General features: G+C 40.6%; 14 protein-coding genes. 13 read left to right on the top strand and 1 reads right to left on the bottom strand.

The window, feature by feature from the left end; genetic code table 11:
* Positions 1–511 precede the first annotated feature (511 nt).
* From potA to potD, 4 genes are all read left to right on the top strand, one after another.
* Entirely contained in the window at positions 512–1,621 is a 1,110-nt protein-coding gene (gene potA / locus PR767_RS03190) for a spermidine/putrescine ABC transporter ATP-binding protein PotA (RefSeq protein ID WP_004907942.1), read from the top strand.
* Positions 1,608–2,471 carry a spermidine/putrescine ABC transporter permease PotB gene (gene potB / locus PR767_RS03185; RefSeq protein ID WP_004907944.1) on the top strand — a complete coding sequence of 288 codons (864 nt, stop codon included), beginning with the start codon at positions 1,608–1,610 and terminating at the stop codon, positions 2,469–2,471. Before potA ends, potB begins: the two co-directional genes overlap by 14 nt.
* A complete protein-coding gene (gene potC, locus PR767_RS03180; RefSeq protein ID WP_004907946.1) occupies positions 2,468–3,256 on the top strand; it encodes a spermidine/putrescine ABC transporter permease PotC in 789 nt (262 codons plus the stop codon). The genes potB and potC overlap by 4 nt, the downstream gene beginning before the upstream one ends.
* Before the next feature lie 159 nt (positions 3,257–3,415).
* The gene (gene potD / locus PR767_RS03175; protein WP_004907947.1) at positions 3,416–4,465 is read left to right on the top strand and encodes a spermidine/putrescine ABC transporter substrate-binding protein PotD; all 1,050 of its coding nucleotides are present in this window, start codon (positions 3,416–3,418) and stop codon (positions 4,463–4,465) included.
* 241 nt (positions 4,466–4,706) lie between these two features.
* On the opposite strand, the gene PR767_RS03170 is transcribed toward potD, so the two are convergent.
* On the bottom strand, positions 4,707–5,264 hold the full coding sequence (locus tag PR767_RS03170) for an NADPH-dependent FMN reductase (protein ID WP_109912649.1): 558 nt from the start codon (positions 5,262–5,264) through the stop codon (positions 4,707–4,709).
* 302 nt (positions 5,265–5,566) lie between these two features.
* On the opposite strand from PR767_RS03170, the gene PR767_RS03165 reads away from it, so the two are divergent.
* The 9 genes from PR767_RS03165 to PR767_RS03125 all read left to right on the top strand — a co-directional run bounded on the left by PR767_RS03165 (position 5,567) and on the right by PR767_RS03125 (position 12,295).
* On the top strand, positions 5,567–6,139 hold the full coding sequence (locus PR767_RS03165) for a TetR/AcrR family transcriptional regulator (RefSeq protein WP_272519960.1): 573 nt from the start codon (positions 5,567–5,569) through the stop codon (positions 6,137–6,139).
* A 79-nt stretch (positions 6,140–6,218) separates the two neighbouring features.
* Positions 6,219–7,061 (top strand): transcriptional regulator, encoded by an 843-nt coding sequence (locus tag PR767_RS03160; RefSeq protein ID WP_110731647.1) that lies wholly within the window; start codon positions 6,219–6,221, stop codon positions 7,059–7,061.
* Positions 7,058–7,576, top strand: a complete 519-nt coding sequence (locus PR767_RS03155) for a FidL-like protein (RefSeq protein ID WP_272519873.1) — start codon at positions 7,058–7,060, stop codon at positions 7,574–7,576. Before PR767_RS03160 ends, PR767_RS03155 begins: the two co-directional genes overlap by 4 nt.
* A gap of 714 nt (positions 7,577–8,290) precedes the next feature.
* Positions 8,291–8,569 carry a BMC domain-containing protein gene (locus tag PR767_RS03150; RefSeq protein WP_004249182.1) on the top strand — a complete coding sequence of 93 codons (279 nt, stop codon included), beginning with the start codon at positions 8,291–8,293 and terminating at the stop codon, positions 8,567–8,569.
* 20 nt (positions 8,570–8,589) lie between these two features.
* Positions 8,590–8,874, top strand: a complete 285-nt coding sequence (locus PR767_RS03145) for a BMC domain-containing protein (RefSeq protein WP_004907958.1) — start codon at positions 8,590–8,592, stop codon at positions 8,872–8,874.
* Between the two features lie 15 nt (positions 8,875–8,889).
* Positions 8,890–9,168, top strand: coding sequence for a BMC domain-containing protein (locus PR767_RS03140; RefSeq protein ID WP_004259063.1), 279 nt, complete (start codon positions 8,890–8,892; stop codon positions 9,166–9,168).
* Between the two features lie 70 nt (positions 9,169–9,238).
* Positions 9,239–10,873: an acetaldehyde dehydrogenase (acetylating) gene (locus PR767_RS03135; protein WP_272519872.1), complete on the top strand. Its 1,635-nt coding sequence runs from the start codon at positions 9,239–9,241 to the stop codon at positions 10,871–10,873.
* A gap of 26 nt (positions 10,874–10,899) precedes the next feature.
* Complete coding sequence (locus tag PR767_RS03130) at positions 10,900–11,157, top strand: EutN/CcmL family microcompartment protein (protein ID WP_004259057.1); 258 nt, start codon at positions 10,900–10,902, stop codon at positions 11,155–11,157.
* Between the two features lie 7 nt (positions 11,158–11,164).
* Positions 11,165–12,295 (top strand): 1-propanol dehydrogenase PduQ, encoded by a 1,131-nt coding sequence (locus PR767_RS03125; RefSeq protein WP_272519871.1) that lies wholly within the window; start codon positions 11,165–11,167, stop codon positions 12,293–12,295.
* The last annotated feature ends 57 nt before the right edge of the window (positions 12,296–12,352 follow it).

The following is a 12,352-nucleotide window of genomic DNA, read 5'->3' as shown; positions in this document are numbered from 1 at the left end:
GTAATCACGATATATATCTAGCAGATATAATCATCATAAAAACTTGAATTAAAGCTTATATCATTCAATATATGAATTAAAAATTTAAAATTAATAAAAACTATTAATTCCATAATTATTATTATTTTTATTATGAATCATTTTAACTCTATGAATTTCATTGAATTTGACTTAAGTTTTGCCTTCCGATTTTTCATGTAAATCTATAGATATAGACAGACTGATTCTATAGATCGCTATGTCGCTTATTTTTCTAAAAAATCTGTTTTATTTATTGATAATTCATAATGAAAGGCAAACGAAGTTGTGAAAATGGCTTTCAATTTGCAAAAACAGTGTTTATCATGCATGCCTTATGAAGTTTAAATGGCGCTACTGGTTTTGGGCTTTGCTGGGGAAAATTAGTTACTCATGTTACTTAAGTCGACAGAGTAAACCTCCGACAAGCTTATACAGTCTTTAACGGTGGCGGTTCTATCTGCATTATTCCTAGGGATAGAGTGTATAATAAATGACTGAGACAACTTCTCTGACACCACTCATTGAATTAAAATCTTTAAGTAAAGGTTTTGATGGCAAACAAATTATTTCTGAGCTTGACTTAACCATTCAGAACGGTGAGTTTTTGACCATTCTGGGGCCTTCTGGTTGCGGTAAAACGACGGTTTTACGTCTTATTGCTGGGCTGGAAGATGTCGATGATGGTCAAATTATTCTTGATGGTCAAGATATTACGGATATTCCAGCGGAAAACCGCTTTGTAAATACCGTATTCCAAAGCTACGCTTTATTTCCTCATATGACAGTCTTCGACAACGTGGCATTTGGCCTACGCATGCAAAAAACGCCTGCGGCTGAAATCCAAAAACGTGTCGATCAAGCCTTACGTATGGTGCAGCTAGAAGATTTTGCTGAGCGTAGACCCAACCAACTGTCTGGTGGTCAACAACAGCGTGTGGCGATAGCCCGTGCGGTAGTGAATCGCCCGAAAGTCCTATTACTGGATGAATCATTGTCTGCGCTTGATTACAAACTGCGCAAACAAATGCAAAATGAGCTAAAAGCGCTTCAACGAAAACTGGGGATCACGTTTATTTTTGTGACTCACGATCAAGAAGAAGCCTTAGCCATGTCTGATCGAATCATTGTGATGCGTGAAGGGAAAATTGAGCAAGACGGAACACCTCGTGAAATCTATGAGGAACCAAAAAACCTGTTTGTTGCTCAATTTATTGGTGAAATTAATATTTTTGATGCGAAAGTATTGTATCGCATTGATGATAAACGTATTCGTGCCAATGTTGAAGGCCACGAATGCGATATTTTTACCGAACTCTCTGTCAAAGAAGGGCAGCACGTTAGTGTGTTATTACGTCCTGAAGACTTACGTGTTGAAGAGGTGAATGATGCAGATAACTATCCGGGGCTGATTGGCTACGTTCGTGAGCGTAACTATAAAGGCATGACGTTAGATTCAGTGGTTGAAATGGAAGATGGCAAAATTGTCATGGTAAGCGAATTCTTCAATGAAGATGACCCCGATGTCGACCACTCCCTTAACCAAAAAGTTGCTGTAACTTGGGTTGAAAGTTGGGAGGTAGTTCTGGATGATCATTCGTAAGCATAAAATTTTGCAGAACGTTATTATCACCGGGGTGGTCGCCTGGCTGCTGCTGTTCGTCTTTTTGCCTAATATTATGATTATTGGCACTAGCTTTTTGACGCGCAGTGACACCAACTTAGTTGACTTAGTTTTTACATGGGATAACTACATTCGCTTGTCTGACCCGATGTATGCAGAGGTCATGTTGCACTCGCTCAATATGGCGGTGATAGCAACCTTTTTCTGTTTGGTTATCGGCTATCCATTTGCCTTTATATTGGCAAGGTTACCGAAACGGATACAACCGTTGATGCTATTTTTGTTAATTGTGCCATTTTGGACCAATTCATTGATTCGTATTTACGGGTTAAAAGTTTTTCTTAGTACCAAAGGGTACTTAAATGACTTTTTACTGTGGGTTGGTGTTATCGATAAACCATTGAAAATTATGTATACACCTGAGGCCGTAATATTAGGCCTTATCTATATATTGTTGCCGTTTATGGTGATGCCACTGTATTCAAGTATTGAAAAGTTGGATAAGTCATATATAGAAGCTGCAAAGGATCTCGGAGCGAATAAATTTCAACGGTTTGTAAAAATCATCATTCCTTTAACGATGCCAGGAATTATTGCAGGTTGCTTGCTGGTTTTATTACCTGCAATGGGGCTGTTCTATGTGGCGGATTTAATGGGTGGTGCGAAAAATCTACTGATTGGTAACGTGATTAAGAGCCAGTTCTTAAATATTCGTGATTGGCCATTCGGGGCAGCAACAAGCATTTTCCTCACGGCGATGATGGGATTATTGCTGTATGTGTATTACCGAGCAGCTAAGCTTCTGAATAAAAAGGCATATGAAGAATGATCGGACGTACTCTGCGTGGTGGCTTTATGGCCATCATCTACGCTTATCTTTATATTCCAATCATCATTTTGATTGTTAATTCCTTTAATGAATCGCGTTTTGGTATTCAGTGGCAAGGGTTTTCAACCAAATGGTATGAGCTACTAAGTAATAACGATAGCTTATTAGAAGCCGCAGGGCATTCATTAACCATGGCTGTTTTGTCTGCGACCTTCGCAACAGCTATTGGTACACTAACGGCTGTCGCATTATTTCGCTATCGTTTTAGAGGAAAACCTTTCGTCGGTGGTATGTTATTTGTGGTAATGATGTCCCCTGATATCGTTATGGCGATTTCATTATTGGTTCTATTTATGATCCTTGGGGTCTCGTTAGGTTTTTGGTCATTGCTTTTTTCCCATATTACATTCTGTTTACCCTTTGTGGTGGTGACGGTGTATGCAAGGTTAAAGGATTTTGATGTAAAAATGCTAGAAGCGGCACGTGACCTTGGTGCGGGTGAGTTTACTATTTTAAGAAAAATCATTTTGCCATTAGCGCTACCCGCGGTTGTGGCAGGATGGTTACTGAGCTTTACATTGTCGATGGACGATGTGGTGGTTTCGTCATTTGTCACGGGGCCAAGCTATGAAATTTTGCCACTGAAAATATATTCAATGGTAAAAGTTGGGGTTTCCCCAGAAGTAAATGCTTTGGCGACAGTGTTGTTGATTATGTCCTTGCTACTTGTTTGTTTAAGTCAATGGGTGATGCGGGATAAATACTCGAAAAAAGCGAGATCATAAACGATTGGTAGCGCTGGTTTTTCTATAACAGCGCCTTTTTGATGCCATGCGGCGAGAGGGTGGGCTTCATTTAGCCTATAAGATATATGCCCTAAATAACTCAAGTGGTTACTTGATGTATATAGGGATAAAAAACACTTTGTTGAGGGAAACTCAGTAATGAAAAAATGGTCCTATCTACTGGCAGCAGGGTTAATGGCTGCAAGTATTGGCACGGCAACTGCCGCTGACGATAACAAAGACGTACTGTATTTCTATAACTGGACAGAATATGTTCCCCCCGGTTTATTAGAGCAATTCACCAAAGAAACTGGCATCAAGGTGATTTACTCCACCTATGAATCAAACGAAAGTATGTATACCAAGTTAAAGACCTATAAAGAAGGGGCTTATGACTTGGTGGTACCTTCGACTTATTTTATTGCCAAAATGAGTAAAGAAGGGATGCTACAAAAAATTGATCAAAGCAAACTGACCAATTTTAAAAATCTTGATCCAAACTTAATTCATAAAGAATTTGACCCGAATAATGATTATTCTGTACCTTATATTTGGGGAGCTACGGGGATTGGTATTAACGGTGAAGCGGTTGACCCACAATCTATCACCTCATGGGCAGATTTTTGGAAGCCTGAATATAAAAATAGCCTGCTGATGATGGATGATGCACGGGAAGTTTTCCAAGTCGCGCTCACCAAATTAGGCTATTCAGGTAATACTACTGACCCGAAACAAATTGAAGAAGCTTATAAAGAGCTACAAAAACTACGTCCAAATATTTTAGCCTTTAACTCTGATAACCCAGCGACACCATTTATTGAAGGTGAAGTGGATGTCGGTATGTTATGGAATGGCTCTGCGTTCGTTGCACGGCAAGCAGGCTTACCAATTGAAGTGGTATGGCCAAAAGAAGGCGGAATTTTTTGGATGGATAGCTTAGCGATTCCCGCCAATGCAAAAAATGTGGAAGGGGCTCATAAGCTAATTAATTTCTTATTGCGTCCAGAAATTGCGGCTCAAGTGGCTGAATCTATTGGTTACCCAACACCAAATTTAGCCGCTAAAAAATTATTACCTGCTGAGATTGCCAATGACCCATCACTTTATCCAAGTGAAGAAGTTCTGCAAAAAGGCGAATGGCAAAGCGACGTGGGGAATACCAATATCCTGTATGAAGAGTATTTCCAAAAGCTCAAAGCAGGGCGTTAATTGCTGTTTTAGTAGTAAGCCAAATAGTGTTTGAAGATAAAACAAAGGCATCACAATCGTGATGCCTTGAGGTTGTTGACAAAGCGCGATAAAAGCGTGGTTTTTCCCGCTTTGTGTTATCAGCTGAAAATCAATAAATTGATTTTCCTAATTTATTTTCAAAACCTATTAGACTTACTGCCAAACATAATAGGTTTGGCAGCAGTCTGAAAGCATCACAATCGTGATGCTTTTTTAATGGCTAATGTTTGGCATTATGGCCAACAAATTTCACAAAGGTATCTACCCACGGTTGTAGGAAATCTTTACTTTTTGGTGAGATGTTACCTTGTTCATCGACCATACCGTCATACCATTTTAGGAAACACTCAGGCTGGTTCATGGTCGGCATATTTAAAAATGCCAGGCTGTTGCGTAAGTGCTGTTGGGCAATTGCTGTGCTGATATTACCAATAGAAACACCTAAAACGCCTGCTGGAATACCATCCCACGAGTTATCTCCCCATGGACGAGAACCTTGGTCTATTGCATTTTTCAATACGCCAGGCATTGAACGGTTATATTCAGGGGTGGCAAAAATAATGCCATCACAAGCTTTAATTTGAGATTTAAAATTGGCCACAACTGAGGGCACATTTTGGTCTGCATCTTGGTTGTAGAGAGGTAGTTCACCAATATTGATAAAGTTAAACGTGAAATTCGCGGGGAATAATTTAGTTATGGCTTTAGCGACAACTAAATTGTAAGAATCAGCACGTAAGCTACCAACAATAACGCCAATATTGTATTGATTTGACATGATAAAACCTCTTTCACGGATAGTTAATTAGGAATATTGCAAACCGATATTACTTCTTCAGAATTTTATTTCGTTGTTATCATTAAACATCATAATCTGAATGTGTGCAAAACTAAGTTAAATTAATTAAGTCAATGAGCATCAAAAAAAATTGATATTTTAAAATTAACTATGGGGATACAACAGCTCATAATTCGATATTGTGAGTCCTCTTCCACTATTTAGATTTACCCATGAACAAATCAGGGTTACTTGATTTTAGTCAAAATGAAACATACCGACTGGTCGGTATCATTCATCGCATGAACAAATCCGCGCAGCATAGAAAAAAAGACCCAATCAAGCTTCAAGTGGAGCTACTGAAAGCTGCTCGTATTATTGCGGGTAGAGAAGGGATTTCTTCGTTGTCTCTCAATGCAGTAGCAAGAGAAGCGGGTGTCAGTAAAGGTGGATTGATGCACCATTTTCCCTCGAAGCAAGAGCTTATTCATGCCCTTTTCCTTCAATTGCTGGAAATTATGGATGAGCGGATAAATATCATTATGGAGAATGACCAAAACACTTATGGACGCTTTTCTCGTGCGTATTTGCACTACATCGGTGAGTTAAAAGAGTCTGATGAAAGTTTTCAACTTGCCTTACTGTCCTTAGCGATGCCAACTGAGCCTGTATTACGCCAGTGTTGGCGAGATTGGGTAGCCAACCATTTAGGGAAGGGCGATGAGTTTGATAACAGTTATTTAGGGGCGTTAGTACGTTATGCGGCTGATGGGTTATGGCTTTCGTCATTGACTGAGGGAGAAACATTATCACAGCAAGAACGTGATGCGATTGTTAGTCGGCTAACGGCAATATCATTTGAAAAAATTCCATAAGTAAAAACAGTACATAAGTAAAAATAGTAATAATAACGGTAGTGCAATTTTATTCATAAAATAAGCACATGAGGCGACAGTGAAATATAAAATCAATGCTTTCATTCTATATGATGCAGTTGATGGCACTTTATCTTTAAAAGAAGATGAGGTGGATACACAGCTGTCGATAACTGCCAATGCATTATTATTTTATTTTATTCAACACAGAGGCGTTGTTTCTCGAGATGAGGTATTAAAAGCGGTATGGGATGATAATGGATTAGTTTCATCGAACAGTAATTTAAACCAATACCTAAGTATATTAAGAAAAGCATTTCGCCCATATGGTATTGAAAATATTATTGTGACAGTTGCTCGTGGGCGATTAGAATTTAATTCCGATGTTTCCCTTGAATTAATTGATGATATTAAAATTCCTCAAACTGAATTAATAACTAGCTTAAGTGAAATAGAAGCAGCAGCGGTTGTTTTATCTCCAATTCCCAAACCCATTTCTGTCCCTAAAGATCCCCAAAGAATAGAATCAACATTGACGCCAGAAAAAAAAGAAATTTGTTGGTATCTCGCTAGTGGTGCTTTTTTATTGTGTTCTGTTTTACTCGCGACGATGGCTTATTTATCAAACCAACCGTCAGTGCCGATTAACATGACGGTACTTGAGCATACTAATTGTGATGTGTTATCGAATGAAAAAATGATCAATAACACCGTAGCACTAAACTATGTACAAAACTTTGATAAAGTAAGAGATAACTTAAATCTAGAATGTGTTGAGAAAGAACGATTTGTTTTTTTCTATGGCGATAAACTGCAAACAAATGGACTGGGGCGAGTGTTCCTAGCGCATTGCGCAGTCAATGAAGACAATCCCTTTAGCTATTGCGATAATTACTTTTACTATTCTTGGAAACCATCATGAAGATATCAGGAAAAGTATTATGCTTACTGAGCTTTTTACTATTTATTATTGTAGTGATTTACACTCAATCGGTTTTATTTTCAAATAAACAAGATGGTTTAATGGTGTGTTCCACGAAAGGCATCATGCGTTTTGAAAACATGAAAGATGAAAACGTTAATGGCAATATTCACTTCAATTTTGGCGCGAATGGAAAAGGATCAATTGTAGTAGAAGGTTATACCGACTCTAAAGCGGGATGGTTGTATTTACAACGCTATGTGAAATTTAACTATACGACAAAGCGCATTTCGCCTTCTGAACGACACTATAATATTAGCCAATGGGAAGCGAGTGCTTCTTCTATTGATGAATCTCCCGATGTAATATTTGATTACTTTATGCGAGAAATGTCAGATAGCCATGACGGTTTGTTTCTTAATGCGCAAAAGCTCAATGACAAAGCCTTATTACTAAGCTCAATCAATTCCCCTCTTTATATTTGTACACTCAAGCCGGGCAGTAAGTTTGATTAATCGCAGGATGATTAAAAGGCGAGACGAGGTATTTTATTGATCCCTTCCTGAGTTATCTAGGCTATTTACCTTCCTCCATGAACTTAAATTATTGTGACACGATACAGCTTTAGCCGCCTTGTATATTTGCACGATACATCAAATTGTACTACGACTGACTGCGCTAATTTACTCTTGTCACCTAGATGTGTGTTACATTTTTTACCGTCATTAGCCCAACCGCATTTATGTGCTTTATTCTGATATCCTGCAACAGAGAATCAACTATTCTATCAACAACGGCTTAGCAAAGCTTATAAGCAGGTGAGCCGCCCCACAGTTATTACTCTCTAAATTACCCCCACTTATCAGCTCGATAATATCTTGTTAACAATTCCATTGATTAACATCAATTCCGTTTTTTATCCATTTTCACTCTCCAGATAGATACGTGAATTTTTACTTTTTTTAGTATGGTTATATGAATTGACTACTAAATTACTCTAATTTTTAGAGTAAAAAACTAATTATGATGAATATGTGGATTTATATTTTGTTTTTATTTTTCAGCTCTATAGTGAGTTTGAAGCCAAAGGCTGCGTTCAATAAATCACCGCGCAGACACCATTGGCGTAAATGATTACCCAGATTCTTCAAGGGACATGTACTCGGACACATCAACTTGAAGCATCAGCGGTAAAGAAAAACAAAGAAGGCTTTTCGGAGGAAACAACAATGGGTGATGCATTAGGTCTTATTGAAACTAAAGGTCTGGTGGCTTGTATTGAAGCGGCGGATGCCATGTGCAAAGCGGCGAATGTTGAGCTAATTGGCTATGAAAATGTCGGTTCAGGCCTCGTGACTGCGATGGTCAAAGGCGATGTGGGTGCAGTCAAAGCGGCTGTCGATTCAGGCGTTGAGTCAGCTCAACGTGTTGGCGAAGTCGTGACTTCACTGGTCATTGCGCGTCCACACAACGATATCAACAAAATCGTTATTAAACATAAGGCATAACTTTTTCCGGAGGAAAAAACATGGGTGACGCATTAGGTCTTATTGAAACTCAAGGGTTAGTGGCTTGTATTGAAGCTGCGGACTCGATGTGCAAAGCCGCAAACGTTGTGCTGATTGGTTATGAAAATGTTGGGTCAGGTTTAGTTACCGCCATGGTCAAGGGCGATGTGGGCGCAGTGAAAGCTGCCGTAGATTCAGGTGTTGAATCTGCCTCTCGCGTTGGCACCGTCGTGACATCTTTGGTTATCGCACGTCCTCATAACGATATCCAAAAAATCGTCTCCCAGTATAAAGTCACGGAATAAAACAGGAAATTACTTATGAAAGAAGCACTTGGTCTAATTGAAACCAAAGGTTTAGTGGCGTGTATTGAAGCTGCTGATGCCATGTGTAAAGCCGCGAATGTTGAGCTAATTGGTTATGAAAATGTGGGTTCAGGGCTAGTAACAGCAATGGTTAAAGGTGATGTCGGTGCCGTTAACGCTGCTGTTGAGTCTGGTGTTGAGGCGGCAAAACGTATCGGAACTGTGGTGACTTCACGTGTTATTGCAAGACCACACAACGATATTGGCAAAATTGCACAGCAACACAAAGCCTAAGTTGTTGGCTGATTAGTAAATAAAACCACAAGTTAATGAGTTAATTTTTGACTCCGATACGGGGGAAGACATGGTTGCATTAGATAAAGATCTGCAATCCAGACAACTAGCAAGAGAGCTGGTTAGAAACGCGAAACAAGCACAGAAAGAATTTGCGACATTTTCGCAGGAAAAAATCGACAGTATTGTTAAGCACATCGCGATTGAGTCGGCACTTCATGCAGAAGAGCTGGCAAAAATGGCCAATGAAGAAACTGGGTTCGGTAAGTGGCAAGATAAAGTCCTGAAGAACACTTTTGCTTCAATACGTGTTTATGAACACATTAAAGATCTCAAAACCGTTGGCATCATTAATGATGACAAAATCAACAAAGTTATGGATGTGGGTGTCCCTCTTGGTGTGATTACGGCGTTAGTACCTTCTACTAACCCAACATCTACCATCATCTACAAAACGTTGATTGCCTTGAAGGCAGGTAATGCCATTGTCTTTTCCCCTCACCCAAATGCGAAAGCCTGTAGTTTTCGTACATTAGAAATTGTCAAAAAAGCCGCATTAGAAGCAGGGGCACCAGCGGGTATTGTGGATGGCGTCACGATGTTGACTCTTGAAGCAACGAAAGAACTGATGCACAGCAAAGACGTTTCTTTAATTTTGGCAACGGGAGGTGAAGGCATGGTACGCGCAGCTTACGCATCCGGTACACCAACCATTAGTGGCGGTCCAGGTAATGGCCCTGCATTTATTGAACGTAGCGCCAATATCAAACAAGCGGTGAGTGACATCATCACCAGTAAAACTTTTGATAACGGTGTCATTTGCGCTTCAGAACAATCCATCATTGTAGAACGTTGCATTTACAACGAAGTTCATCGTGAACTGCTCGCTCAAGGCGCTTACTTCATGAATGAAGACGAAGCGAAACGCATGGCATCCATGCTGCTAAGAGCGAATGGCACTATCAACCCAGAAGTGGTGGGTAAAGATGCCATCACATTAAGCCAGCGTGCAGGTTTCACTGTTCCAGCTAATACGCGTGTGTTGATTGCTCTGCAAGACACGGTATCACCGAAAAACCCATACTCCCGGGAAAAATTATGCCCAATTTTAGGGATGTATATCGAGGAAGACTGGCAGTCAGCTTGTCACCGTGTAGTTGACTTACTGACCAATGAAGGTCTCGGCCATACTTTGGTTATTCACACACAAAACGAAGATGTTATTCGTCAATTTTCTCTGGAAAAACCCGTTAATCGCATTTTGATTAATACACCGGCTGCATTGGGTGGGATCGGCGCAACGACTAATATCACGCCAGCGTTAACACTGGGTTGTGGCGCAGTAGGTGGTGGCTCTAGCTCTGATAACGTCGGCCCGATGAACTTGCTGAACATCCGTAAAGTCGGTTATGGCGTACGTTCCATTGATGATTTAAGACAGCCCGCCCAGTCTTGTACTTCCGCCCAGCCAGCGGTATCAGCAGCCGGCAATCAACCGCAAGTCAGCATTTTTGATGATAACCGCTTCCGTAACCCTGTTGCAGCGACAACGTCAGCGGTGACTGCTAACCTAACAGGCGACGACCGATTCGGCAGTGCGGTAACAACAGCTGCGATTGCTGAAGCGGTGGTTTCTCAAGGTGATATTACTGAAGAAAATGTTGAGCAAATCATCAAGGCCGTTCTCGGACGCCTAAATAAGTAACTTATTGGAATAAGGCGGTATAAACCATGATCCTCGCAAAGGTAGTTGGACATGTTGTTGCAACGCAGAAATGCCAAGAACTTAGCGGCAGTAACTTATTGATGGTAACCAAGCTAGGGGATGACCTTGAACCGTTGAAAAACAAAACATATGTGGCAGTCGACAGTGTTGGCGCAGGTATTAACGACATTGTTTTAGCTGAAGCTTACTTTGCTTTGAATAAAGACAATTACAAAGCCATGTCAGTGGTTGCCATTGTTGAGAAGGTTTATACCAAGGAGTAAAAACAGCATGAACCAGTTTTTGATTAAACCTAAAGTTCAATTCGGTGCGAATGCATTGGACTTTATCTCACACATGAATGCTCACCATGCCTTTATCGTCACTGACAAAGCGATGGTGAAGTTTGGCTTAGCCGATGAAGTCACTCGCAGGTTAACCCAAAGTGGCATCACATTTTCAATTTACGATGATGTTAAGCCAGATCCTGATATTTCAGCCATTGTTAACGGTATGAAAATCATGGATATGCAATATCCAGATGTGGTGATTGCACTCGGTGGTGGGTCGGTTATTGATGCTGCGAAAGCTGTTATTTACTCCCTCTGGCACACAAAAAAAGACGTCAGCCGCGTTAAACCACAGTTTATTGCCATCCCAACTACCAGTGGGACGGGCTCAGAAGTGACGTCGTTTTCAGTGATCAAATCCCAGTCTGAAAAACTGGTTTTGGTTGATGAATTCATGCTGCCAGATGTGGCTATCTTAGACCCTGCACTGGTGAAGTCAGTACCCGCTTCTATTACGGCAGACACAGGTATGGACGTGCTATGCCACGCGCTAGAAGCCTATGTTTCTCGCACTGCATCTGACTTTTCTGATGCCTTAGCTGAAAAAGCGGTGCAATTAGTGTTCGGCCATTTAATTGACTGCTATCGCGATGGTAGCAACTTAGTGGCTCGCGAAAAAATGCATAACGCGTCATGTATTGCGGGAATGGCTTTTACCAATGCCTCATTGGGAATAACGCACAGCTTAGCCCATGCATTAGGCGGCGTATTCCATATTCCTCATGGCCGTGCCAATGCGTTGTTGATGGCGCAAGTCGTGGCTTTCAATGCGGATTTAGAAGGGCGATGCGATAACGAAGCTGCAAAACGTTATGCCCATCTCGCAAAAAATTTAAGTTTACCTGCCTCAACAATACGTGAAGGCGTTGAAAGCCTAATTGTGGCAATCAACGTATTGAAAGATGAAATGAATATGCCAAAAGGCATTCAAGCAACCGGTACTAATGAATTCGATTTTAACGCCCGTTTAGGGGAAATGGTTGGGCAAGCACTGCGCGATAGTTGCACTCCGACCAATCCACGGGATGTGAGCAAGGTGCAACTGGAAGTGCTGTATAGACAGTCTTTTTAACAGTTAACGCTTTTATGTGATGAACAACAAACTAGAAAGAACATCAGGATAGGCTAA

It is taken from the genome of Providencia sp. PROV223, assembly GCF_028479245.1.
Classification (GTDB): Bacteria; Pseudomonadota; Gammaproteobacteria; order Enterobacterales; family Enterobacteriaceae; genus Providencia; species Providencia rettgeri.
This window is presented reverse-complemented; position numbering and strand designations above follow the sequence as displayed.